The following is a 23955-nucleotide window of genomic DNA, read 5'->3' on the forward strand; positions in this document are numbered from 1 at the left end:
TTATGGCGGGGTTGATCGTCCTGGAAGCGTGGAAGGGCCGCTTTCGGTCGCCGCTGGCGGCTTCGCTCCGATAGCGGCAAATGCCAAGTTGGTTGCTGACTTGAGCGCTTCCAAATACTCTTTACCCGTGATCGATCCGTCTTGATATCGCTTGCAATAAGCATGTTCCACGTCCTCGAACAGCCTAACGGCGGCCGCGCGCGCATCAACCGCTTGGATCGTGGCGGTTACTGCATCTTTGGCTTCACCGCTTCCTGTCACTGACAAAGAAGATGACGCTCCACGTACTGTCATCGCTCCGGCGAAAGGCTCAGCACATACAACCAATCGAAGCGTCAGTTTCCCTTCGATGTATTCTTGCCGTTCAAGAAAATAAATAGCTCGACGATCACCTGTCTGTGTACGCATTTTGTTGCGATCATGAGGTTTATTCAGATGATCTGACATTACACCGCGCGATGTAAGTGTCTCAATCGTGGAAGCGCACCCTGACAACCCGACGATGAGCATTAATAGTGTAAAACAGCGAACCATCGCTAGTACTCCCAAACGATCGATCTTCATGTGTCCAACGGATGCATCCGACTGCACAATTCGGAAAAATCTGCATCTATCCGTTAGCTAAACCCGCTCTTCCGGCGTGACGGAGACTGTGCCTATCCAGGCGCTGCACTTGGCCTAACGCCCAGCCAAATGCAGCCCGGTAGCGCTGCCCCCATGCCTGCCGCGACATGGGCGGCATGGCCGATGCAACCTTCACCGCCGTAGACCTGTCGCGCATTCCGCTGCCTGACGCTGTCGAGGAACTCGATTTCGAGACTCTCTTCGCGCGGGCGCTTGCGCGCATGAAAGCGCTGATGGCGGAAGAAGGCGTCGAGTTCGACGGCCGGGAGAGCAACCCTTCCACCCGCGTCCTTCAGGTCTTCGCCTACGAGGTCCAGCTGCTGCTGCAGCGCCTCAACGAAGCCGTGCGCGCCGTCATGGTCGCCTACGCCGTCGAGAATGACCTCGACAATCTCGCCGCCGGTTTCGGCGTGGTCCGCCGGACCATCACCCCCGCCGACGATGTGCTCGGCATTCCGGCCGTGATGGAGAGCGACACCGAATTTCGCCGCCGCATTGTCCTGGCACCGGAAGGCTATTCGGTTGCCGGTCCCGAGGGCGCCTACATCTACCATGCGCTCTCGGCCCATCCCAATGTACTCGACGCCAGTGCCACCAGCCCCGCGCCTGACGACATCCGCGCGATCGTGCTGGGCGTCCTGCAATCCTATGCTGCCAGCAATGCGCTGGTGACGGCGATGACCAACGCGCTCGACGGCGCGATCTGGCCCGGCGAAGTCATCGTCTCGCTCCTGTCCCGCGTCGATAGCGGCGCCGCCAGCGCGGATCTGATCGAGGACGTCGGCGCGTACCTGTCCAGCGAGGACATCCGCCCGCTGACCGACCATGTCATCACGCAGTCTGCCGAGATCGTTCCCTACACCGTCGAGGGCACGATCAAGACGTTTTCCGGCCCCGATGGCGGCGTGGTCATGGATGCCGCGCTCGCCAGCGCCAAGGCCTATACCGACGAGAGCCACCGGCTCGGCCGCGATATCACCCTGTCGGGCCTGCATGCCGCGCTGCACGTCGAAGGCGTCCAGAACGTTCAGCTGACTCAGCCACCGGCCGACATTGTCATCTCGCGCACGCAGGCGCCGTACTGCACCAAGATCGACGTCACTTACGCGGGCATCGACGAATGACCTTCGCGTCGCTCCTGCCGCCCGGCTCCACGGCATTGCAGAAGGCCCTCGAACGGGTCGGCTCGGAGATGCTCGACATCCCGATCCTCGTCCGCGCGGTGAAGTCCGCCGACGACAGCCCGCTGCAGTTCCTGCCGTGGTTGGCGTGGGAGCGCTCGCTCGACAACTGGTCATCCGACTGGCCCGAGGCGATCCGCCGCGAGCGCGTCCGCCAGGCGATCCCCATCGCGCGGCGCAAGGGCACGGCGGCGTCCGTGCGCGCCGTGGTCCAGAGCTTCGGCGGATCGGTCGCGCTGCGCGAATGGTGGCAGATGGAGCCGAAGGGCATTCCGCACACCTTCGATCTCGTGCTCAACCTCGAACAGAAGGGCGCGCCCGCCAGCGCCGCCTTCGTCGATCAGGTCATAGCCGAGGTCAGCCGCGCCAAGCCGGTGCGCAGCCACTTCACCTTCACCCAAGGCATCAACGCCGCCGCAGATGTCGGCTTGATCGCGACCGTTCGTCCCACCCTCTTCGCCCGCCTGTCCTGCACGGCCACGGCGGTTTGACCGGAGCACCCATGGCCCTCACCATCACCGTCACCAATGCGGGCCGCGCCGCGCTTGTGAACGCCGCCAACACCGGCACCGCTGCGGTCACGATCGCGCAGGTCGGCGTTTCCGGCGTCGCGGTGGCCCCCAGCCCCACGGCCACCATCCTGCCCGGCGAAAGCAAGCGCATCGCCACCCTCTCGGGCGACGTGGTCGCGGACGATACGATTCACATGATCGTCCGAGACGAAGGCACGGCGGTCTACACGGTGCGCAGCTTCGGGCTCTACCTTGCCGACGGCACCCTGTTCGCGATCTACGGCCAGGCCGATCCGATCCTCGAAAAATCCTCGCAGGCGATCATGCTGCTCGCGATCGACGTCCAGTTCGCCGACGTCGCCGCCGCGCAGCTGACATTCGGCGACACGAACTTTCTCAACCCGCCCGCAACCACCGAGACGATGGGCGTGGTCGAACTGGCGACCCTTGCCGAGGCCATCGCCGGTCTCGATTCCTCGCGCGTTCCAGCCGCCAAGATGATGAAGGATGCCGTCGCCGCGTGGATGGATTCCCGGTTCGGCGCGAACAATGCGGGCATCTGGCATCCGGGTAACGATGGCGCCGGTTCCGGCCTCGACGCCGATTTGCTCGACGGTCAGCATGGCAGCTACTACGCCAATATTCCCGCGCGCCTCGGTTTCTGGCCGGTGCAACAGGGCACCGGCTACAGCCAGACGACAAATACCGTCAAGATTGGTTGGAGCAACGCGAGCCGTCTGAAGGCGACCGTTGACACCACCGATCTCGGCAATGTGGTTTTCGACAGCAACATCGCAGATGTCTGGCGTTCGTCGAACGATGGCGCCGGTTCCGGCCTTGATGCCGACCTGCTCGATGGGCAGGACGGCAGCTACTACACGAACATCATCGCTCGGCTCGGCTACCAGCCCTCGAACAGGGCCGGTGACACCTTCACCGGAACGGTCACGGTGCCGAGCCTCCGAATCAACGGCTCCGCCGGGTCAAACGGATTTTCAGCCGGAACGGGTGACGGTGCCACTTACAGCGTCTTCAACCTCGCCATGGAGTGTTGGTACGGCCTCGGCATCCGGACCTACGACGGTTCGGTGAACGGATTTTACGATGCTCGCGCCGGTCGATGGGACGTTAAGTCGGGCTATCGCATCAACGGCGTGGACGTCTGGCACCCGTCGAACGACGGCGCCGGTTCGGGGATGGATGCCGATCTGCTCGATGGGCAGGACGGTAGCTATTACACCGCGATCCCGGCCCGGCTTGGCTTTACCCCGGTGCAGCAGGGCACAGGGGTCGGGCACCTGTCTAACGTCATCAAAATCGGTTGGAGCGGATCACGGGTAAAGCTGACTGTCGATTCAACCGATATGGGCGGCCTTGTTACCGATGCCCACCTTAACAGCGCGGGTTTGCCGCACAACGGATCTGCCATGCGCCGCAATGGCAATGACCTTTGGGGGCCGGATAACGATGGTTCGGGATCGGGCCTCGACGCCGACTTGCTCGACGGGCTGCATGCCGGGAGCTTTGCGCGCGTCGACCTTGGCTCCGGCGCCGCATTCGCAGGCGGCGTAACCGCACCCTATCTGAAGTCGAGCGGGACGGCAGATGTCTCTCAGCAAATGAGCGTGGGCCATCTTGTTGTAACTTACGGCGACCTGGTCATCGCTCGGACGAGCAGCGCGTGGGGTTATGTCGTCCGGCCAAACGTCGCAGGCGCCCGGAACTTGCAGTTTGCCTGCGAAGGCGCGGTTACGCTCGATAACTGCGAAATCAACGCCTACAATGTGACGACGCTCGGCAATAAGGTTTGGAACGCGGGCAACGATGGCGCAGGCTCGGGGCTGGATGCCGATATGCTGGACGGCTACCACGCCAGCGCCTTTGTCCCTGTCGGCGACCTGTCGGCAAGAGGATGGACCCGCCTGACGAATGGCCTGCTATTGCAGTGGGGAACCCAAACGTTTGGGGCAGACTCCTATGGCACAATCAACTTCCCGATCGCGTTTAGCTCGGCCTGTTTTTACATCGGATCGGGCTGCGCAACCGAAGTGGGCAACGGCAACGCCCAGGCTAATGGCCCGCTCCCCTACTCCGTAACCACCACCTACGCGAGCATGTACAACGCCGCCCCCGCTGCAAACGCCTGGTGGCTGGCGATCGGCGTGTAAGGACTAAAAACCATGGCCCTCTTTTTCAGCGCCGCGACCCTCGGCTTTTATGACGACACCGTTCACGCCACCATGCCGCCCGACGTGCGGCCGATCACCCGCGACGCGCATACCGCCATCATGGACGCCGCGAGTTCGGGCATGATGATTGCGGCAAACGACAACGGCGACCCGATTGCCGTTCCGCCGCCGCCCCCACCTGCGGATCAACTCGCCCGCCAGCTGCGCACCAAGCGCGACAAGCTGCTCGCCGCGTCGGACTTCACGCAAGTACCCGATAGCCCCTTCACCGCCGCCGAGCGCGAGGAATGGCGGCTCTATCGGCAGGCCCTGCGCGACCTCCCCGAAACCACCCTCGATCCGTCCGCCGTCGCTTGGCCGAACGCTCCCGCCTGAAAGGAACACAATGTCCGACCTGAAGATCAAGATCGGCGCCTACGACGCCACCACCCGCTCCGTGCCGGTCACGTTCACCAGCGGTGACATCAAGCACATGCGCTCGGTGAACGCCGTCCTGAAGGACGACGGGGCTTACGACAAAGCGGCTACGAAGGCCCGCGTCGACGAAGTGGCGCGCGGTGTGGCTCACAAGATCATCCTCGGCGTCCTGACCATGCCGGTTGTGGAGGAGGCCGCAACGTCGGTCGCCGATTCCGCTGCTGCTAAGTAAGTGATCGGCGGCACTTCACGCCGCCATAATTCCCCTTTACGGAAGGGGGTCTCGGATGTTCCCGCATCTCGAAACCAGCGAGCCTGCACTCGCACTCTCCGGGCAGCGCGCCTACCCCTTCAAGCACCCTTCCGCGTCTCAGGCGCGGAAGGGACATCGTGCAGGATCAATCACATGTCTACCCCTTTTGTTCTCGTTCGACCTGTTTCTCCCCCGGCCGGTTATATCGGGGGAAAACGGAACCTCTCCAAGCGCATCTGCGCCATTCTCGACCGCACTCCACACACCAGCTACGCCGAGCCTTTCGTGGGCATGGGCGGCATCTTCCTGCGCCGTTCGCGGCGCCCGAAGGCCGAGGCGATCAACGATATTTCCGGTGACGTAGTGGGCCTGTTCCGCTGCCTCGCCGAGCACTATCCCTATCTCGTCGACATGCTGCGCTTCCGCATTACCAGCAGGGCCGAGTTCGAGCGCCTGCTCGGACAGGATCCCGAACGGCTGACCGACCTGCAGCGCGCGGTGCGTTTTCTCTACCTCCAGCGCCTGGCCTTCGGCGGCAAGGTCTCGGGCCGCACCTTCGGCGTCAGTGCCTCGGCACCCGCCCGCTTCGACGTCAGCAAGATCGAGCCGATGCTCGCCGACATCCATGACCGCCTGCAGTCGGTTGTGATCGAGCGCCTGCCCTACAGCGACTTCATCCGCCGGTATGACCGCGAAGGCGCCCTGTTCTACCTCGATCCGCCCTATTGGGCCTGCGAGAAGGACTATGGCCCCGACGTCTTCACCCGCGAGGACTTCGCCGCGCTCGCCGACCAGCTGGCGGGCATCAAGGGCAAGTTCCTGATGTCGCTCAACGACAATGAGGGTGTGCGCCAGACCTTCGGCCGCTTCATCGTGGCGCCGATCAACACGACCTACAGCATCGGGGCAGCCTCGCGCCCGGCGCGCGAGGTGTTGATCAGCAACTACCCACCGGCCGCAAACGATTGAAACTAAAAGTTAGCTGACCGACAAAATTCCGCTTGCAGTTTTGCTGGCCAGCTAATATTTAGCTGACCAGCAAACTTTTCCGGCTCGTCGGCGTTGGGACAATGAGCGGAGGGTTTGTCGGTTCACTAGGAGAAGATCATGAACCAGTTTGGGAAATTGCTTCGGCAGGAGCGCAAGGAACGTCAGATGACGCTCGGCGATCTCGCAAAGAAGCTGGGCATGAGTGTTCCTTACCTCAGCCAGATCGAAACTGGAATTAAAGCTGTACAGGAAGATTTGGTCGAAAAAATCGTCCGAGAATTGGGGTTGATCGGCGATGACGCAAATAAAATTCATCGCGCCGCTGCGCTGACAAGAAGCATGTTTTCGATCCGATTGGCAGGTAATGCCAAAGCAGAAGACCGAGTGCTTGCGGCTTCGTTAGCCTCCGGCTTTGCTCGCTTGTCGCCGGAACGGAAAGAAGAGCTTCGCCGGATCATGGAGGATGTCACTCGTGGATAATGGTCGTATTGTGGCTCGTCGCACTCGCCGTGAAATCGAACGTATTGCTGCTGAAGCGCGCGCTGACTTGGGCCTTTCGCCCGATGGCAGAGTGTCGATGCTTCCTATCCTCGAGCAGGTTCTCTACGAAGTTATCGAAGGTTACGATTTTCGCGTCTGCGAGGACCGCGAGATGGGTAACATGGAAGGTCTTACCGACGACCTTAAGCCGATCATCTATCTCAAAAACAGTACGTACCTTGCGCTCGAACGCGGCGAAAATCGGCCCCGCATGACCGCTGCGCACGAGTTTGGGCATTTGTTGATGCACTGTCAGATGCCCACTTATCGTGCATTCTCGACCGAGTACGACCCGCTCTACGACCCGGAGCGCCAAGCCAATGTTTTCGCAGCAGCCTTTTTGATGCCGGAGGATGCGTTTCGACGCTGCACAACGGTCAAGGAAGCGATGAAGGCATTTGGCGTAAGCGCCGACGCAGTTCTGGTCCGCGCACGCAACCTCGAACACAAGCTTACGCAGGAACGCGCAATTCTGACTGTTAAGCCGGTCCGGAAATTGAACAAGAAAAAGGGGACTAGCAAGCGCAAGTCCCCCTAGGAAAAGCCTGGATCAGAAGCGGCCCCTGAAAAGGGTGAGCTATCCTAAACCGACTCAATGCAAGCGCCGAAATAGGCGCAAACGGTTACGGAAGCAAGAACGAGCGGCCGCAAAAAAGTAGGAGACCCATTGTGGCCACCACTCCTCCCCCTGGGAAGAAGTGGGTGTTCGTGAAGTGGACGACTACCAAGAGCGGAAAGCGCATCCATGCCAGCTGGTATGGCAAGAAGGCTTTCCCGATCTTGGTGGACGACATCTGACGTACACCTAGTTCGATCCTGACTTTCAAACTGGCTCTGAGCGCAAGCTCAGAGCCAGTGGCTTATTGTCGCTGCAGTACTTGGGCATTTGGACAGCCGCCCAGCCAAATGCAGCCCCGCGAAAGCTGATGCTTCTCGCGCCATGGTCGCACGATGGCACAATCCAACGACCATGAGCAGCTGACCGGCGAGGTCATTCAGGTGGGCACTGTTGCGTCCATCGACCACGCCGCGCGGACCTGCACCGTCCAGCTGGGCGATCTCGAAACCAGCGATTTGCCATGGGTCGCCCTGCTCGCCGGGCGCGTGAAACTCTGGTGCCCGCCCTGCGCAGGCGAACAGTGCGCCGTCCTGTGCCCCGAGGGCGATCTCGACAACGGCCTTGTCCTGCCTGGCATCTACTCGGACGCCAATTCGCCAAGCACGTCGGACCCCGACGTCTTCGAACTCGAATTCCCTGATAGCGCCGTCATTTCCTACAACCACGCGACGCACGCGCTCACCGTCACCCTGCCCGCAGGCGGCACCGCCGCGCTGACCGCGCCCGGCGGCGTCACGATCGAGGGCGACGTCGCGATCAAGGGCAATGTCTCGATCGAGGGCAAGGCCGAAGCGTCCGAGGACGTCATCGGCGGCGGAATCAGCCTCAAGAGCCACAAGCACACCGGCGTTGCCGCTGGCTCCGCCCAGAGTGGAACCGCCGTCTGATGGCCGCCATGGACGAGACCACCGGCGAACTGATCGAGGGCGACGACGATATCCGCCAGTCGGCAGGAATCATCCTGCGCACCCGCATCGGCTCGTGCGTCGGCCGCCGCGAGTTCGGCTCGCTGGTGCCGGACCTGATCGACCAGCCCATGACCCGCGCGAACATCCTGCGGATCTACGCGGCCACCGTTATCGCCCTCACCCGCTGGGAAGACCGCATCCGCCTAGATCAGGTCGGCCTCATGGCCGGTGCCACGCGCGGCTCTGCCGTCGTCGTTCTCGACACCCGGCACACCGGCACCGCGTCGAACGCCCGCTCCCGCCTTCTCGTGCCCGTCTCTCTCTAACCAAGGATCCTGTTCATGGCCTTCAAGCACGGCATTACCCTCACCGAGATCAGCGACGGCGCCCGAACGCTCACCGCAGTCTCCACTTCCATCATCGGCCTGGTCGCCACCGGCGCCGACGCCGATGCCACCACGTTCCCGCTCGACACCCCCGCGCTCGTCACCGACATCGAGACGGCGATCGGCAAGGCGGGCACGGACGGCACGCTGGCCAAGTCCCTGCGCGCTATCGCCGACCAGACCCGTGCGGTTGTTGTTGTCGTGCGCGTCGAGGAAGGCGTGGACGCGGCCGAAACCGCCAGCAATGTCATCGGCACCACGACGCCCGAGGGCAAGAAGACGGGCATGCAGGCCCTGCTCGATGCGAAGTCGCATGTGGGCGTGAAGCCCAAGATCCTGGGCACCCCCGGCCTCGAAACGCAGGCGGTGACCAGCGCCCTCGTCGTTATCGCCAAGAAGCTGCGCGGCTTTGCCTACGCCCGCGTCGTCGCCGATACCGTGGCCGAAGCGTCGCTCTACCGCGCCAACTTCTCCGCGCGCGAACTGATGCTGCTGATGCCGGACTTCCTGCTGTTCGACACCGCAACCAGCACCAACGTCACCGGCTACGCCGCCGCCTATGCCATGGGCCTGCGGGCGCTGATCGACACCCAGACCGGCCCACACAAGACGCTCTCGAACATCGCCGTCAGCGGCGTCGTCGGCGTCAGCCAGCCCATCCGCTGGGATATCGAGGATGACACCAGCGAGGCCAACCTCCTCAACGCTTCCGAGGTCACTGCGCTGGTCCGCACCGATGACGGCTTCCGGTTCTGGGGCAACCGCACCTGCTCGGACGATCCGCTGTTCGCGTTCGAAAGCACGGTGCGCGTCGCCCAGCTGCTCGCCGACACGGTGGTCGCGGGCATGCTCTGGGCCATCGACAAGCCGCTGAACCCGGCGCTCGCCAAGGATATCGTCGAGACCGTCAACGGCTTCGGCCGCCAGCTGAAGACGCAGGGCATCGTGCTCGGCTTCAACGCCAAGTACGACGAGGCGAACAACAGCACCGCCAGCCTCAAGGCGGGCAAGCTGCGCATCGACTATGACTACACGGTGCCGCCGCCGCTCGAAGACCTCGGCTTCAACCAGCGCATCACCGACAGCTACTTCGCGGACTTCGCGAACCAGCTGGCCGAAGCGGCCTGATCCGGCCGCCCTTCCCCAAATCGATCATAGGAGCCAGCCATGGGATTCCCCCGCGTCCTCAAGGATCAGATGCTGTTCAACGAAGGCAATGACTACCAGGGCGATGCCAAGACGGTCGGCCTGCCCAACCTCACCCGCAAGATGGAGGAGTATCGCGGCGCCGGTATGAGCGGCGCCGTTTCTCTCGATATGGGCCAGGAGGCCATGGAGGCTTCCATGACCTTCGCCGGGCCGATGCGCGACATCATCCGCCAGTACGGCACGCCCACGGTGGACGGCGTCTACATGCGCTTCGCCGGGAACTACCAGCGCGACGACACCGCTGAAATCGACACCGTCGAAGTGATCCTGCGCGGCCGGTTCTCGGAGATTGAGTTCGGCGATCAGGAAACCGGCGAGGTCGGCGACTTCAAGGCCACCATGGCCGTCGCTTACTACAAGCTGGTCTGGAATGGCCGCACCGAGATCGAGATCGACCCGATCAACATGGTCGAAGTCGTCAACGGCATCGACCTGCTCGCCGCGCGCCGCAACGCCCTCGGCATGTTCTGATCCCTTGGCCCGGCCACACGCCGGGCCGCCTCCCCTTCCCCGCCGAACTATTCTGACATCGGAGATCCACAATGACCCGTACCAAGGCAAATCTGGCCGCATCGACCGCGATCGCCACCGCCGCTACCCCGGAAGTTCGCACCGTCACGCTCGACGCACCGTTCACGCGCGGCGAAACCAAGATTGAGACCGTGCTTGTCCGCAAGCCCAAGTCCGGCTCGCTGCGCGGCCTCTCGCTGTCGGGCCTCCTCAACCTCGAATACGGCGCGCTGGAAACGCTGCTGCCGCGCATCACCGATCCAATGCTGTCGAAGCAGGATATCGCCAACCTCGATCCCGCCGACCTCACCCAGCTGGGCAGCGAGGTCATGGATTTTTTGCTGCCGAAGGGCGCGAAGCAGGATCTCTCCCAGCGGACGTAACCGACGCCATGGCTGACATCGCCAGCGTCTTCAGCTGGCCGCCGTCCGAGATGGACGGGTGGCCGATTGCCGAACTGATGATCTGGCGCGCGAAAGCCGAAAAGCGCGCCGGGTCTGCCGGCACCTCACCGAAGCACGGGAAACGATAAGTGTCTGACAGGAATCTGCGCATCCGGGTGCTCATGGAAGGCGCCGACCGGCTCACCCGGCCGATGCGGGACGCTGCCTCCGGTTCGTCCCGGCTTGCGCAGACCCTGAAGGCCACCCGCGACCAGCTGAAAGGCCTGCAGCGCGCGCAGGCCGACGTCGGCGAGTTCCGCCAGCTGAAACAGGGCATGCGCGAAAGCGAACGGGCCATGCAGCAGGCCCGCGCCCGTGCCACCGAACTCGGCCGCGCCATGGCGGCAACGACCAATCCCACCCGCGCCATGCGCAGCGAGTTCGACCGCGCGCGCCGCGAAGCCGAGCGCCTGACCGCGCAGCATCGCCAGCACGAATCCCGTCTCAGCGAGGTCCGCAGCCGTCTCGCGGCTGCCGGAGTCTCGATCCGCAATCTTGCTTCGGAAGAGCGCCGCCTGCGCAGTGAGATCGAGCGGTCGAACGATAGCCTGCGCAATCAGGACCGCCGCCTTCAGGAGGTATCGGACCGCGAACGCCGTTTCTCCGCTGCCCGCTCGCGCTTTGCGCAGGTGCAGGGTTCGGCGGCCGGTCTCGCTGCTGGCGGCGCCGCCGCGATCGGCACCGGCATGGTCATTGCGCGGCCGCTGGAAGGCGCCGCGCAGGACGCCATGGAATTCGAGTCGGTGATGACCGACATCAACCAGAAGGTGAACCAGAGCCGCGAGGCCGGACGGCTAATGGGTCTCGACCTGCGCCGGGCAGCGCTGGCGGTCAACCAGCTGCCCTCCGATCTGCAGAAGGGCGTGGACACGCTCACCGGCTTTGGCCTCGGCGCGCAGCAGGCCGTGGACATGATGACGCCGATCGGCCGCGCGGCCACCGCGTACAAGGCGGAAATCGACGACCTCGGCCGCGCGACCTTCGCCTCCTACGACAACCTCAAGGTGCCGATCGCGCAGACCGGCAAGGCGCTCGACGTGATGGCCCAGGCGGGCAAGAGCGGCGCCTTCGAGGTCAAGGACATGGCGCAGTACTTCCCCGAACTGACCGCCAGCATGCAGAGCCTCGGCTCCAAGGGTATCCCGGCCGTCGCGGACCTCGCCGCCGCGCTCCAGATCACGCGTAAGGGCGCGGGCGATTCCGCCGGTGCCGCGACCAACCTTCAGAACCTGCTCTCCAAGATCAACGCCGGGGACACGATCAAGAACTTCAAGAAGTTCGGCATCGACATCCCCGCCGCGATGAAGAAGGCCGCCAAGGAAGGGCGCAGCCCGATCGAGGAGATCGTGCGGCTGACCCAGAAGGCTACCGGCGGCGACCAGGCCAAGCTATCCAGCCTGTTCGGCGACATGCAAGTGCAGCAGGCCCTGCGTCCGCTCATGTCGGCGTTTCAGGAGTACCAGAGCATCCGCGCCGAGGCGCTCGGCGCGGACGGCACGGTGAACACCGACTTCGCCGACCGCATGCTCGACAGCGCGGAGAAGGTGAAGCGGCTGCGAATTCAGGCGAAGGATCTCTCAACCACCGTGGGCGATCAGCTGCTGCCCATGATCGCCTCGGCATCGGACTACATGTCGTCATGGGCGGGCCGCATCGCCGACTTCGCGAAACGGCACCCTCAGCTGACCCGCGCCCTTGCCTTCGCCACTGCGCTGTTCGCCGGGCTGTTCCTGATCATGGGCGGCGGCGCCATCATCCTCGCCGGGCTTGTCGCCCCGTTCGCTGTCCTGTCGGCCGCCGCCACGGCGCTTGGCATCGGCATGCTGCCGCTGATCGGCATCGTCGCCGGTATCGTGCTGGGCATCGGCCTGCTCGCGGCGGCGGGATACCTGATCTACGAGAACTGGGGCGCGATCACGACGTGGTTCAGCGGTATCTGGACCGAGATCCAAGGCTATTTCAACGGCGGCATCGCGGGGATTTCCGCCATGCTGGTCAATTTCTCACCGATGGGCCTGCTCTATGCTGGCTTCGCGGCGCTGATGAACTGGCTGGGTATTTCCATGCCGTCGCGGCTGTCGCAGGCGGGCAGCGACCTGATGCAAGGTCTCATCAACGGCATCACCGGCCGACTTTCCGCGCTAAAATCGACTATCGTCGGCGCCGCCAACTCTGCGGTCAGCTGGTTCAAGCAGGTGCTTGGCATCCACTCTCCGTCGCGCGTCTTCGCCAGTCTCGGCGGCTTCGTCATGGCTGGCCTAGACGAAGGGCTGGCCAATAGCACGGCAGGCCCACTGCAACGCGTCGGGGATCTTGGAAGCCGAATGGCAAGCGCCTTCTCGGCCGATGGGCTGGTACCGCGCCTCAACGCCATGCCCGGACAGATGGCGGGCGCGCTTGCTGCGGGCGCCGCCGGAACCGCCTTAGCCGCGACCCCGACAGCGGCGCAGACCGGCGCAGCTGGCACAGCGCCGACGCCCGTCTCCATCACCTACAGTATCAAGATCGAAGTCACCGGCGGCGCGCAGGGCGGGGACATTGCCGACGAGGTCCGCAAGGCGATCGAGCAGATCGAGCGCGACCGGCGCGGACGCGGCTTCGGCGACGACTGAGGAATCACACCATGCATCTGCTCGCCCTTGGCATGTTTCTGTTCGAGATCGGTACGCTCGGCCCCGACGAATTGCAGCGCAAGACCGACTGGCGCCACGCCCGCTCGGGCCGCGTCGGCGCGCGCGACGCCACGCAGTTCGTCGGCCCCGGCGATGAAACGATCAGCCTTTCCGGGGCGGTCTACACCGAGATCGCGGACGGCCGTGTGTCGCTCGACGAACTGCGCGAAATGGCGGACGCAGGCGAAGCGCTGCCGCTCATTAGCGGCAACGGCACCGTGTTCGGCAACTACGTCATCACCGCGATCGACGAGCGCCATGCGGTACTGATGGCGGACGGCACCCCCCGCCGAATTGACTTCGGCATCGACCTTCTCCGCGTAGATGATCCCGCGCCAACCAATTCCACGGAAGCCGCGGCATGAGCAAAGCCATCAACAACATGGCCGACTGGCGCGTGACGCTGGACGGCAAGGACCTCTCCAACCGGATCAATCCGCGCCTGGTCTCGCTCACCCTGTCGGAGAAGCGCGGCGACGAGGCCGACCAGCTGGACATCGTGCTCAGCGACACGGACGGCATGCTCGCCATCCCCAAGGAAGGCGCCGTGCTCAAGCTGCAGCTGGGTTGGAAGCAGGGCCGCGACGTGACAGTGGGCCTGATCGACAAGGGCAGTTTCAAGGTGGACGACGTCCGGCACAGCGGCCCGCCCGATCAGATCACGATCCGGGCGCGCGCGGCCGACTTCACCAGCGCCATTCGCAACCGCCGGTCGCAGTCGTGGAAGAAGACGACGCTCGGCGCTGTACTGCGCGATGTCGCTGGACGGAATGGCTTGGCCGCGCGCATCACCGCCTCGCTCGCCTCGATCGCGCTACCGTCGATCAGCCAGAGCCGCGAGAGCGATATCGCCTTCCTTCGCCGCCTCGGCCGCGAGCACGATGCGGTCGCGACCATTAAAGACAAGAACCTGATCTTCGCGCCGAAGGGCGCCGGGCAGACCAGCACCGGCAAGGCCCTGCCCACCCTCTCGATCACCAAGGCCAGTGGCGATGGCCACAACTGGCAGCGCCAGAAGCGCGACGGTCAGGCGGGCGTTACCGCCTCTTGGCACGACAAGAAGGCCGCGAAGCGCAAGACCTTCACCGTGGGCAAGGAAGATGGCGCGAAGAAAATTCGGAAGGTCTACCCGGACGAGGCGTCGGCCAAGCGCGCCGCCGTCGCCGAGCGCGACCGCCTGAAGCGCGCACCAGCCACTTTCGATATTCGCCTCGCGCTGGGGCGGCCCGACGCGTTCCCCGAAGCCCGCGTCAGCGCATCAGGCTTCAAGGAGGAAATCGATGCTACGACGTGGCTGATTTCAGAAGTGACCCACCGCCTGGATAATCGGGGTGGGTTCACGAGCGATCTCAGGATGGAAACTGCGCCCTAGTCGGCGTCGAGATCCTCAGATTTTGCGCCTAGGGCCATTATTTCTCCGACTAGACCGGTCGCGCAGACAATTGTACCAGTTTGCACTAGGCTTGCCGCCTCTTTCAGTTCTGCAAGCGCGCTGATTTTGCCGTCGCTATCCAGCGCGGCCTTCATCTTTTTTGCGGCAGACCATTTTTGCACATAGGCGTTCTCGCATACTTCACGGGTCTTAGTGAGTTTGTCGAACGAGGCTTTTCCAACACTCACAGGAACCTTAACTTCCCTGATGCCAGAAGGCGTCTTCAAGCAAGCTGTCTCCATTTCATTCGCTGCACTGAACAGGTTGACCAGATCTCCGGCCTTGCTTGCCTCAGCTACGCCCGCCCCCGCACGATCGCAGGGGCCAATCACCTGCATGATCCCGCGATAGAAGGCGATCGCATCGGCCTTTGCTGATGCCGTAGGCCTATCGGGTACTTCTGGAGCAGGCTCTCCCTTCCCCGCGATGTACGTGCATGTGCCAAGTGCGAGGACGAGGAGCAGGCACCCAATCCCTCCATACTTGGCGCCCTTCTTCGCATCTGCTTTCGCGAGCGAGATTTCTTCAGGCGTAAACTCCGTTCCGCAATGCTTGCAGAGAGACGCGTCCACTTTGATCGTCTCTTTACACTTAGGACAGATCCGTTGCCCTAGTTTCGTACCCTTTGCCAATGTAATCCCCCTGCTCATAAATACTTGCGCTCGCCGTATCTAATGCCCGAAACAGCAGCGCTTAACCGGATTGTCGGTTAGAACTTCGATCTTCAGTCGTCCGGCCAGATTTCATCCGGATAGAACGGCTGATCTTCATCTATAGGCGCGTCAGTCTGCTCGACAGCCTCTGCGAGCATTGCGCTTGTGAGATGCGGCTCTCGACCCTCGAACCCAATGCGGATCCACGCGCCGAAGTTCGCGCGACGTTGGAACACTGCACGGATCATTTCACCACCTAACTGCGGTGAAAATTGGCGCGCCCTCTCTGCGCTGATGTACCCGATCTGGACCTCGCGACACGAAAAAACCGCGACCGCATTACGATCGTGTACGTTCGTGGGTTCGGGAACCAACGTCACCGGCTCGCCAGGATGGCACAACAGAATTTCGAATTGGCGGTTAGAGCCATCAGCGTTCGGATGAGCGGCCCCTACAACCGCGAGCGACATCTCAGGAATCGAAGTCATGGTCGGCGGTCAGGTGCGGCGGAATACGCCAGCTACGCGGCCGATCACGGACACTTCGCCATCTGCAGCGACCTCCGGTGGAACCTGCGGATTATCGGCCATCAGCTTGTACTTCCCATCCGGCAACACCCGGACGCGCTTGATCGTGCCAAGCCCGCCATAGTTCAGCGCCCAGATCCCTTCCTGCCGGTCGATGATCTGCTGAGACCGGTCAATCATAACGATGTCCCGGTCGTTGATGGTCGGGTACATGCTGTCCCCTTGGGGCTTCACGATCGATAGATGGGCCACGGCCGAATGGGTGAAGTTCCGTACCCAGTCTTCGGGAATCCACCGATCCACCCGCTCCATCACATTCTCATCGAGAAACCCCAGGCCCATGCCAATCGAGAGGTCAATCTCTTCGACCTTAACGAGCCCCATCTGCGCCGCGATCTCAGCTGGCGTCGGCGGTATAAACGCGTCTTCGCGGGGATCATCGATCTCGCCTGTCAAATAGGCAGGGGAGGTTTGCAGTACGCGAGCAATCTTGTGCAGATGTGAAGAATTTGCGGACTGCCCGGTAACGACCTTGCCGATCGTCTGCTGTGTCACACCAACCTCACGCGCTAAGGCAGACTGAGACATACCCAGTTCACGCATTCGTTCGGCAACACGGTCGCTTTTGATCATCCTGCGTACCTACAACTTTGGTTATCGGCGAAAAGGTAATTTGATGCGTTGACATGCCCACAACTCGGGTTGTAGGTAACCCGCATGAAGCAGGATCTGACACCATTCGAAGCATTGGAGTTGGCAGTTGCCATTGCAGGCGGCCAGTCGGCAACCGCGCGCCTTTGCAAGGTATCTCAGGCTGCTGTGTGGAAATGGCTTCAGAGCGGCAAGCGTCTGCCCGCCGAGCAAGTGCTTGCGGTTTCATCGGCAACCGGCGTTTCGCCTCACTTACTTAGACCTGACATCTATCCGCTTTCGCTTGTCATTGAAGAACCAGACTACACTGAAGAGTGTGGGCCGGTTCTACCGACGCGAGTGGATCCTGTCGTTTGCGATCACCCGACGAAAACGCAACGGAAGGGCATCGCATGACGAAGCTGCGCGCCCCTCTGTCGTTCTCCCTCGCCATCACCACTGTCTGCGGCAAGATCGGTTGGGAAGCCGCTGCCAAGGTGACCGGGCGCTCTATTCGGACGGTTCGCCATTGGAGCGAAAGCGATCGGCACGGAACGCCGACGCTCGACCAAGCTATGGCCCTCGATCGCGCTTTCATCGAAGCGGGCGGCGATCATGGACCGATCCTTTCCTGCTACGCGCTGCAGCTGGACGTCGCGATGGTTGATGCCGTCGCCTGCCGCACCGCGCTGGCAGATGACGTCGCCCTATTTTCCCGCGAAGCTGGCGATGCCGTCGGCCGCTGCATTCAGGCCCTCGCGCCGGGCGCTTCGCCCGCGATGATACAGGCCGCCATTCTCGAAACCGAAGAAGCTGACGCGATCGTTCCGCGCCTTCTCGGTCGGTTGAAAGCACTTCTGCCCGGCAATGGCGCCGGGGCCGAAGCTAGGGGGCAAATCTAGCATGTCACGTCACGCGAAACTTCCACACGTAACCTGCCCGGCTTGCGGCGGTCGCGCTTTTGCACGGTCTTCCGGCAAGTCGAGCGCGACCTTCCGGGAGGTCTATTACGACTGCCGGAATCCGGATGCCTGCGGGCTCCGGTTCGTCGTCGAGATGCAGGCCGTCCGCACGGTTCGGCCCAGCAGCTACCCGAACCCCCTGCACACCCTGCCGATGACGCAGTGGCGCCCGGCCGCGAACGATCGCGCCGACAATGACAACGGCTCAGAGCCGGAAACCACCGCCGCCGGCACCTGACCTAAAGGCCGCGCTGGCCTGACCTGACACTTCCGAATGCCTTCAGCCCGGCTCGCTTCCGGGAACGCCCCCGCTTTGCCTTTTTCCTGCACTCCACCGGAGCCATCCCATGCTGCACATCCCGTCCAGCCAGTTCCGCACCGTTCACGCTCCACAGCCCGCCCGACCGGACGTGAGGCGCTCCACTCTCGCCACCTGTCGCGATTTCTGGCGCACCGCGCCGCGCGGGGTTCGGAACGACGTTCTGATCCTCACCGCCGTCACGCCGGTCCTGCTCGCCGCCTTCGCCCTCCTCTGGATCATGGTGCCAGCATGAGCGCGCGCGCCCCGTTCTTCATCGGTCAGTCGGTGATCATCTCGTCGCAGCGGTGGACCCCGAATGGCTGGGTGCCCGCCACCGAGTTCGGTCTCGTCCTCACCCCCAACGTCAGGCGTCACCAGCGCCGGGGCTTCGTCGAAGTCTGGCGCGGCAGCGGCAGGCTTCCCGAAGTCGAAGTTTACCCGCGCGACGCCGTGTCGCCCGCCTGATCCCTGCTGAAAGTCCAGAATTCCCCATGCAAATGCGAGACGATATTCGCCGCGAGCTAATGCCGCTCCTGAAAACCGACTTCCAGTGGAAGAAGGATCAGGGCGAATGGCTTCAGGGCGGCAAGTGCCCCGAGTGCGACGGGCGCGAGGTCTACACCCGCTCCGAAAGCCCATGGGTGCTCAAATGCGGCCGGGCCAACCGCTGCGGTTGGGAATCCTCCATCCGCGACCTCTATCCCGAGATCTTCGATACGTGGTCCAAGCGTTTCAAGAAGACGGCGCAGAACCCGAACGCAGCGGCCGATGCCTATCTGACTGATGCCCGCGGCCTCAACCTCATGGGCATGCGTGACGCCTACTCGCAGGAGTACTTCCGCGACGAGGCCCGCAATGTCGGTTCCGCCACCGTGCGCTTCCCGCTGCCGGGCGGCAGCTGGTGGGAGCGCCTGATCGACCAGCCCGGCCGGTTCGACCGCAAGGCGCACTTCGCGCCGCGCAGGCCGTACAAGGGGCAGGCATGGTCGCGGCCGGACGTCACCATGGAAGACTTCGCCAACGCGCCCAGCATCTGGTTCGCGGAAGGCATCTTCAACGCCTGGGCGCTTGAGCAGGCTGGCCAGCGCGCCGCCTCCACCATGTCGAGCAACAACTACCCCAGCGAGTTCCTGAAGCAGCTGCGGACGCACATCGCATCCTCGGATCGGCCGCACCGCAGCCCGCGCATCGTGTTCGCCTTCGACGTCGGCCCCGCAGGGACCAAGGGCAACCGCGATTACGTCAAGCAGGCGCGAAAGGATCGCTGGGACGCATCCGCCGCGCTGCCGATGGGCGAGGACGAGACCGGCAAGGAACTCGACTGGAACGACCTGCTCCAGCTGGAGCGGCTGACCGAGAAGCACCGCGCCGAATACCTCTGGCACGGGCAGGTGCTGCTCGCCGAGACCGCACAGGAAAAGGCTTACCTGATCTGGGAGAAGCACCGCTGGAACAGCTTCCACTTCAACTTCGGCAACCGGACGTACTGGTGCGGCATCGACATCTCGATCGTGCAGGAGAAGATCGACGAGTATCGGCGCGGACGTACCCGTGAACTGAAGGAAATCGACAGCGAGGAAGAAGCCAAGATCCGCATGGAGGCTTCCCGGGAAGCGCTGGCCGTCGAGGAAATCGCCAACTGCGCCTTCCGCGTCCTGTATCGCCAGCGTGACGAGGCGACGGACGAGACCAAGTTCTTCCTGAACATCCGCTACCCCAGCGGCAAGCGCCCGGCCGTGAAAGGTGACTTCACCGCCGCCCAGCTGCGTAAGGCCTCGAACTTCGAAGATCGCCTCTTCGCCTTCGGCGGTGTCTGGACCGGCAACGCCCAGCAGCTGACCCGCATGCTCCAGCACCAGACGCCGGACCTGCCGGACGTGCGCCCGCTTGGCTTCACCGGCTACTGCCGGGACGCGAAGGCCTATGTCTTCGGCCAACTGGCCGTCGCGAACGGCCGCGTGTTCAAGCCGAACGACGACGATTTCTTCCAGATCGGCAAGCAGGCCCTGAAGCTGGGCACGTCCGAGCGCCTGCTCGACATCGACTATGACGCGGACAATCTCGACACCAGCTGGCTGGCCGACCTCTGGACGGCCTACGGCGCCAAGGGCCTCGTCTGCCTGACGTTCTTCTTCGGCTCGCTCTTCGCCGAGCAGGTCCGCGCCGAGATGAAGAGTTTCCCATTCCTCGAAATGCATGGCTTGCCCGGCACCGGCAAGACCACGCTGGTCGAGTTCCTCTGGAAGCTGCTCGGCCGCGAGAACTACGAGGGCTTCGACCCGGCCAAGGCTACGCCCGCCGCCATGGCGCGCAACCTCGGCAAGGTTGGCAACCTGCCCGTCGTTCTGATCGAGGGCGACCGGCGCGAGGAAGCCAGCCACGCCCGCAAGTTCGAGTGGGAGGAACTCAAGACGGCTTACAACGGGCGCACCGTGCGCTCACGCGGCGTGAAGAACGGCGGCATGGAGACGTTCGAACCGCCGTTCCGGGGCGCGATCGTCATCGAGCAGAACGAGCCGGTCAACGCGAGCCGGGCCGTGCTCGAGCGTATCATGTCGCTGGGCTTCGACATGGCGGGCTGGTCGGCGGACACGAAGACCTCGGCAGAGCGGCTTGAGCAATGGCCGATCGAGAGGGTCTCGGGCTTCATAGTCCATGCCGCCAAACGCGAAAACGAGGTCATGGCCCGCTTCCGGCAGGCCTTCGCGCAATACGAAAGCGAACTGCTCGCTATGCCGGGCATCCGCACCAACCGGTTGGCGAAGACGCATGGCCAGCTGCTCGCCTTCCTCGACGCCATGCGCGCGCTCCTGCCGCTGACCGACGAGCAACAGGCGGCCACCGCCAAGTTCATCGTCGAGATGGCGACCGAACGGCAGCTTGCGGTCAACAGCGAAGACCCGATCGTCAGCCTGTTCTGGGAGCGGTTCGATTACCTTGAAGAGAACGAGGATCCTGCGGCCCTCTCCGGCCACATCAACCATCACCGCCGCCATGCCGAAGGCATGATCGCGGTCCGCCTCAACGAAATGGAGGCTCGCTGCGCCGAGAAGCGCCTGGCGCTGCCTACCCATGCCGAACTGATCCGCGCGCTGAAGACCTCGAAGTCGCGTCGCTTCATCGAACAGACCGCCGTCAATTCTCGGAACGACGGCGTTCCGCCGGTCCGCTGCTGGGTCTTCCACGACCGCTCGCGCGCGACCTCCACCAATTCCTGAAATCGAAAGGACGAACATGCGTAGCGTTCCCTCCCTTCTGTCCATGATCGACGAACCCAAGGCCCCGGCGCCGACGGTCCTGCCCTGGGACTACATCCGGATGCGCCGCGAGGCCGCTGGCCTCTCAATCGAGCAGGCCGCGCGACCATACTGGCACCGCCCCGAGCACCGCGAAGACGTGGAGCGCAATTTTAGAACCCTCGAACAGCCCGGTTATCGTGCCGCGCGCAATCGGTTCGGCGGCGATAAGTCCCGCTCATACCGTGTCAGCGAGGCGATCTATCGCCAGCTATGCGACGGGCCGCCGGAGCAACACCCCCGCCTCTGCCTGGCATGCGGATGGGACGAATGGTCCGCGCAGCTCGATATCGAAGGGTTCGACTGCACATGGTCCGACGCGGATCCGCAGATCTGCACCCTCTGCGAACAACTGCGCCGCCCCCTGTTCAAGCCCCGCCTGCCGAAATTCCACCCGACCCACACGACCCACGGCGGGCACCAGATCGCCGCCTGAGTACCAAGGAGCATCCAATGTCCAGCAGCACAGCCGCAGACAGCCTGCGCAACCACATCGAAGCCATCGAGAAAATGGAAGAAGAAATCCGCGATATGCGCAGCGACGTCAGCGAGCGATACAAGTGGGCGAAAGCCGAGGGCTACGACGTCAAGTGCATGAAGCAGATCGTCGCGATCCGCCGCATGCGCCCGGACGATCGCCACGAGATGGAAAACATCGTCGATACCTACAAAGCCGCGCTGGGGATCGACTGAACATGGCTCCTAGCAGCTCGAACAACTTTCACCCGATAGGCTGTTCATGCCGGGCCTGCTCGCCCGTCGCGGAACGCCACCGCCGCGCCAGACTCGCGATCAAAGGCGCGTCGCGCGCCTTGTTTCTGATCGCCGCGCTGATCGCGATACCGTTCATCATTGTTCACGCGCTCTCCAGCGCAAAGGATGTCGCCAACAAGTGAACTTTTCTGAGGCCTTTGATGCGATTGCCATCGCCATTGCGCACTCTCTAGCGCGGCAGCACCATGCCGAATCGATGGCTAATTGCACCAAGGAAGTTTCGAATGCGCACGGCGATCTACGCCCGTTTCAGCAGCCAACTGCAAAAGGACTCCTCGATCGAGGATCAGGTCCGCGTTTGCACCGAGCGCGCTGAGCGGGAAGGATGGACGGTTACGGCCGTCTTTTCGGACTATGCGATGTCCGGCGCCGTGCGCGATCGCCCCGGTCTGAATTCCCTCATCGAACATATCAGGGCCGGTGGCGCCGACCAGATATTGGCCGAAGCCATCGACCGCCTCTCTCGCGACCAAGAGGATCTCGCTGGCATCCATAAGCGAGTTCGCTTCTTGGGCGCACGCATATTCACGCTATCGGAAGGCCCGATCGACGAACTGCAGATTGGCTTCAAGGGCACGATGGCCAGCCTGTTCCGGAAAGATTTGGCCGATAAGATCAAACGCGGTCAGGGCGGAAGGGTCGCCGCTGGCCGTACCCCCGGCAACATTGTCTACGGCTATCGGAAAGTTCATCGCCTGGATTCTCGTGGCGAAGCCGAGCGCGGACTGCGCGAGATCGATCCCGAACAAGCGGAGATCGTGCGCCGGGTATACGCCGAATACATCGCTGGCGAATCACCCCTCGCAATTGCCCGGCGGCTTAATGCGGAAGGCATCCCCTCCCCTTCCGGCGGCACTTGGAACGTCAGCGCCATCAACGGCGACGCTGTGCGCGGCAACGGCCTGCTCTGCAACGAGATCTACATCGGCCAGCTCGTTTACAATCGCACCACGATGGTTCGCGACCCCGACACGCGTAAGCGCGTGCCCCGCGTGAACCCGGCCGAGCAATGGCAGCGCCAGGACGTTCCTCACCTCCGCATCGTCGATGATGAAAGCTGGGAGGCTGTTCGTCGGCGAAAGTCGCTGAGAGAGAACTGGGACTTCAACAAACAGCGCAGACCGAAGCGCCTGCTTTCGGGTCTCGTAAAGTGCGGCCAGTGCGGCGGTGCCATAGTCGTGATCGGCAGCGAGAAGTGGGGCTGCGCCAACACACGCCGCGCCGGGACATGCACGAACCGCCGCACGATCGACAGCACCGTGCTGGAATCTCGCGTGCTCGCAGGTCTGCGGAAAGAGCTACTCAGCCCGGAGCGGGTTAGCCTGGTCGTGAAGGCGTATCACCAGCATCGAGCGCGGCTTGACCGGGAAGCGTTCGAGGCCGCTGCGACCAACCGGAAGCGGATCGACGAACTGGAGAAGCAAATCTCAAACCTCGTCAGCGCGATCGCCGCCGGTGCCGCCGACGTCCCCGAAATCGTGGAAGCGCTTCAACGCGCCAAGGCCGAGCGCGAGCAACTGACTGAAGCGATCGGATCAGCGAACGCCGCCCAAGTGATCAGCCTGCACCCGGCCATTGCCGAAGCATACCGGAACGCTGTCGAGGACATCACCCGGCACCTGAATGGCGAAGAGGAAAGCGCCCGAACCGCCCGGTCTGCGCTGCGTACTCTGATAGATGCGGTCATCCTCACTCCGAAGGAAAACGGTCGCGGACTGCACATCGATCTGCAAGGAAGGCTCGAAAACGTCGTGAGCCTCGCTACCGGCGAGGCTCCGATGGAGCGTGAAGGTATGTTGCAGGTGGTAGCGGAGGAGGGACTCGAACCCCCGACACGCGGATTATGATTTCTTGATTGGTACTGATTTATAAGGGTTTTTCTGTAAACACAACCCCATAGAAACCGCAGATTTCCGTGACCTCTCCG

32 protein-coding genes are annotated in these 23955 nt (G+C 63.1%); 27 read left to right on the plus strand and 5 right to left on the minus strand.

Features of this window, described 5'->3' with window-relative positions; all coding sequences use genetic code 11:
* Positions 1-564 (minus strand): hypothetical protein, encoded by a 564-nt coding sequence (locus L284_RS48080; RefSeq protein ID WP_152524743.1) that lies wholly within the window; start codon positions 562-564, stop codon positions 1-3.
* 176 nt (positions 565-740) lie between these two features.
* Between L284_RS48080 and L284_RS42520 the strand changes: the two genes are divergently transcribed.
* The 18 genes from L284_RS42520 to L284_RS42590 all read left to right on the plus strand — a co-directional run bounded on the left by L284_RS42520 (position 741) and on the right by L284_RS42590 (position 14825).
* Entirely contained in the window at positions 741-1748 is a 1008-nt protein-coding gene (locus L284_RS42520) for a baseplate assembly protein (RefSeq protein ID WP_031342926.1), read from the plus strand.
* On the plus strand, positions 1745-2296 hold the full coding sequence (locus tag L284_RS42525) for a phage tail protein I (protein WP_021235519.1): 552 nt from the start codon (positions 1745-1747) through the stop codon (positions 2294-2296). The genes L284_RS42520 and L284_RS42525 overlap by 4 nt, the downstream gene beginning before the upstream one ends.
* 11 nt (positions 2297-2307) lie before the next feature.
* Positions 2308-4485, plus strand: a complete 2178-nt coding sequence (locus L284_RS47015) for a gp53-like domain-containing protein (protein WP_021235520.1) — start codon at positions 2308-2310, stop codon at positions 4483-4485.
* A gap of 12 nt (positions 4486-4497) precedes the next feature.
* On the plus strand, positions 4498-4881 hold the full coding sequence (locus L284_RS42535; RefSeq protein ID WP_021235521.1) for a tail fiber assembly protein: 384 nt from the start codon (positions 4498-4500) through the stop codon (positions 4879-4881).
* Positions 4882-4891: 10 nt separating this feature from the next.
* Positions 4892-5155: a hypothetical protein gene (locus L284_RS42540; RefSeq protein ID WP_021235522.1), complete on the plus strand. Its 264-nt coding sequence runs from the start codon at positions 4892-4894 to the stop codon at positions 5153-5155.
* 174 nt (positions 5156-5329) lie between these two features.
* Entirely contained in the window at positions 5330-6145 is an 816-nt protein-coding gene (locus L284_RS42545; protein WP_031342928.1) for a DNA adenine methylase, read from the plus strand.
* A gap of 138 nt (positions 6146-6283) precedes the next feature.
* Positions 6284-6646, plus strand: a complete 363-nt coding sequence (locus L284_RS47020; RefSeq protein WP_021235524.1) for a helix-turn-helix domain-containing protein — start codon at positions 6284-6286, stop codon at positions 6644-6646.
* The gene (locus tag L284_RS42550; RefSeq protein ID WP_081674125.1) at positions 6630-7244 is read left to right on the plus strand and encodes an ImmA/IrrE family metallo-endopeptidase; all 615 of its coding nucleotides are present in this window, start codon (positions 6630-6632) and stop codon (positions 7242-7244) included. The genes L284_RS47020 and L284_RS42550 overlap by 17 nt, the downstream gene beginning before the upstream one ends.
* Positions 7245-7375: 131 nt before the next feature.
* On the plus strand, positions 7376-7504 hold the full coding sequence (locus L284_RS48950; RefSeq protein WP_268745358.1) for a hypothetical protein: 129 nt from the start codon (positions 7376-7378) through the stop codon (positions 7502-7504).
* A gap of 153 nt (positions 7505-7657) precedes the next feature.
* Entirely contained in the window at positions 7658-8212 is a 555-nt protein-coding gene (locus tag L284_RS42555; RefSeq protein WP_021235527.1) for a phage baseplate assembly protein V, read from the plus strand.
* Positions 8212-8559 carry a GPW/gp25 family protein gene (locus L284_RS42560; protein WP_021235528.1) on the plus strand — a complete coding sequence of 116 codons (348 nt, stop codon included), beginning with the start codon at positions 8212-8214 and terminating at the stop codon, positions 8557-8559. The genes L284_RS42555 and L284_RS42560 overlap by 1 nt, the downstream gene beginning before the upstream one ends.
* Positions 8560-8574: 15 nt before the next feature.
* Entirely contained in the window at positions 8575-9747 is a 1173-nt protein-coding gene (locus L284_RS42565) for a phage tail sheath subtilisin-like domain-containing protein (RefSeq protein ID WP_021235529.1), read from the plus strand.
* Between the two features lie 39 nt (positions 9748-9786).
* Positions 9787-10299 (plus strand): phage major tail tube protein, encoded by a 513-nt coding sequence (locus tag L284_RS42570; RefSeq protein WP_021235530.1) that lies wholly within the window; start codon positions 9787-9789, stop codon positions 10297-10299.
* A gap of 71 nt (positions 10300-10370) precedes the next feature.
* Positions 10371-10721 (plus strand): phage tail assembly protein, encoded by a 351-nt coding sequence (locus tag L284_RS42575; protein ID WP_021235531.1) that lies wholly within the window; start codon positions 10371-10373, stop codon positions 10719-10721.
* Positions 10722-10729: 8 nt separating this feature from the next.
* Positions 10730-10870 (plus strand): GpE family phage tail protein, encoded by a 141-nt coding sequence (locus tag L284_RS47645; RefSeq protein WP_021235532.1) that lies wholly within the window; start codon positions 10730-10732, stop codon positions 10868-10870.
* A complete protein-coding gene (locus L284_RS42580; protein WP_031342931.1) occupies positions 10871-13393 on the plus strand; it encodes a phage tail tape measure protein in 2523 nt (840 codons plus the stop codon). It begins immediately after the preceding gene.
* Positions 13394-13404: 11 nt separating this feature from the next.
* Complete coding sequence (locus L284_RS42585) at positions 13405-13818, plus strand: phage tail protein (RefSeq protein ID WP_021235534.1); 414 nt, start codon at positions 13405-13407, stop codon at positions 13816-13818.
* Entirely contained in the window at positions 13815-14825 is a 1011-nt protein-coding gene (locus tag L284_RS42590; protein WP_021235535.1) for a contractile injection system protein, VgrG/Pvc8 family, read from the plus strand. Before L284_RS42585 ends, L284_RS42590 begins: the two co-directional genes overlap by 4 nt.
* On the opposite strand, the gene L284_RS42595 is transcribed toward L284_RS42590, so the two are convergent.
* From L284_RS42595 to L284_RS47030, 3 genes are all read right to left on the minus strand, one after another.
* On the minus strand, positions 14822-15517 hold the full coding sequence (locus L284_RS42595; RefSeq protein WP_160172149.1) for a zinc ribbon domain-containing protein: 696 nt from the start codon (positions 15515-15517) through the stop codon (positions 14822-14824). The two genes, L284_RS42590 and L284_RS42595, sit on opposite strands and share 4 nt — an antisense overlap.
* A 92-nt stretch (positions 15518-15609) precedes the next feature.
* Complete coding sequence (locus tag L284_RS47025; RefSeq protein ID WP_081674127.1) at positions 15610-16026, minus strand: HIRAN domain-containing protein; 417 nt, start codon at positions 16024-16026, stop codon at positions 15610-15612.
* Positions 16027-16035: 9 nt separating this feature from the next.
* Positions 16036-16698 (minus strand): XRE family transcriptional regulator, encoded by a 663-nt coding sequence (locus tag L284_RS47030; protein ID WP_021235538.1) that lies wholly within the window; start codon positions 16696-16698, stop codon positions 16036-16038.
* Positions 16699-16782: 84 nt separating this feature from the next.
* On the opposite strand from L284_RS47030, the gene L284_RS47650 reads away from it, so the two are divergent.
* The 8 genes from L284_RS47650 (at position 16783) to L284_RS42630 (ending at position 21947) form a co-directional block, all read left to right on the plus strand.
* Positions 16783-17112, plus strand: a complete 330-nt coding sequence (locus L284_RS47650) for a transcriptional regulator (RefSeq protein WP_081674128.1) — start codon at positions 16783-16785, stop codon at positions 17110-17112.
* A complete protein-coding gene (locus L284_RS42605; protein ID WP_021235539.1) occupies positions 17109-17597 on the plus strand; it encodes a hypothetical protein in 489 nt (162 codons plus the stop codon). The genes L284_RS47650 and L284_RS42605 overlap by 4 nt, the downstream gene beginning before the upstream one ends.
* Position 17598: 1 nt before the next feature.
* Entirely contained in the window at positions 17599-17895 is a 297-nt protein-coding gene (locus tag L284_RS0124770) for an ogr/Delta-like zinc finger family protein (protein ID WP_081674130.1), read from the plus strand.
* A 109-nt stretch (positions 17896-18004) separates the two neighbouring features.
* Positions 18005-18211 carry a hypothetical protein gene (locus tag L284_RS42610; RefSeq protein WP_021235541.1) on the plus strand — a complete coding sequence of 69 codons (207 nt, stop codon included), beginning with the start codon at positions 18005-18007 and terminating at the stop codon, positions 18209-18211.
* Positions 18208-18423, plus strand: a complete 216-nt coding sequence (locus tag L284_RS42615; RefSeq protein WP_021235542.1) for a hypothetical protein — start codon at positions 18208-18210, stop codon at positions 18421-18423. The genes L284_RS42610 and L284_RS42615 overlap by 4 nt, the downstream gene beginning before the upstream one ends.
* Before the next feature lie 59 nt (positions 18424-18482).
* Positions 18483-21176: a toprim domain-containing protein gene (locus L284_RS42620; protein WP_021235543.1), complete on the plus strand. Its 2694-nt coding sequence runs from the start codon at positions 18483-18485 to the stop codon at positions 21174-21176.
* 16 nt (positions 21177-21192) lie between these two features.
* Positions 21193-21690 (plus strand): hypothetical protein, encoded by a 498-nt coding sequence (locus L284_RS42625; protein ID WP_152524744.1) that lies wholly within the window; start codon positions 21193-21195, stop codon positions 21688-21690.
* A gap of 17 nt (positions 21691-21707) precedes the next feature.
* A complete protein-coding gene (locus L284_RS42630; protein ID WP_021235545.1) occupies positions 21708-21947 on the plus strand; it encodes a DUF2312 domain-containing protein in 240 nt (79 codons plus the stop codon).
* Between the two features lie 28 nt (positions 21948-21975).
* Here the strand turns inward: L284_RS42630 and L284_RS48955 are convergent, their stop codons facing one another.
* Positions 21976-22107, minus strand: a complete 132-nt coding sequence (locus L284_RS48955) for a hypothetical protein (protein WP_021235546.1) — start codon at positions 22105-22107, stop codon at positions 21976-21978.
* A gap of 145 nt (positions 22108-22252) precedes the next feature.
* Here L284_RS48955 and L284_RS42635 point away from each other — a divergent pair, with 145 nt between their 5' ends.
* Positions 22253-23875: a recombinase family protein gene (locus tag L284_RS42635; RefSeq protein WP_021235547.1), complete on the plus strand. Its 1623-nt coding sequence runs from the start codon at positions 22253-22255 to the stop codon at positions 23873-23875.
* Positions 23876-23955 lie beyond the last annotated feature (80 nt).

It is taken from the genome of Novosphingobium lindaniclasticum LE124 (assembly GCF_000445125.1).
Taxonomy (GTDB): Bacteria; Pseudomonadota; Alphaproteobacteria; order Sphingomonadales; family Sphingomonadaceae; genus Novosphingobium; species Novosphingobium lindaniclasticum.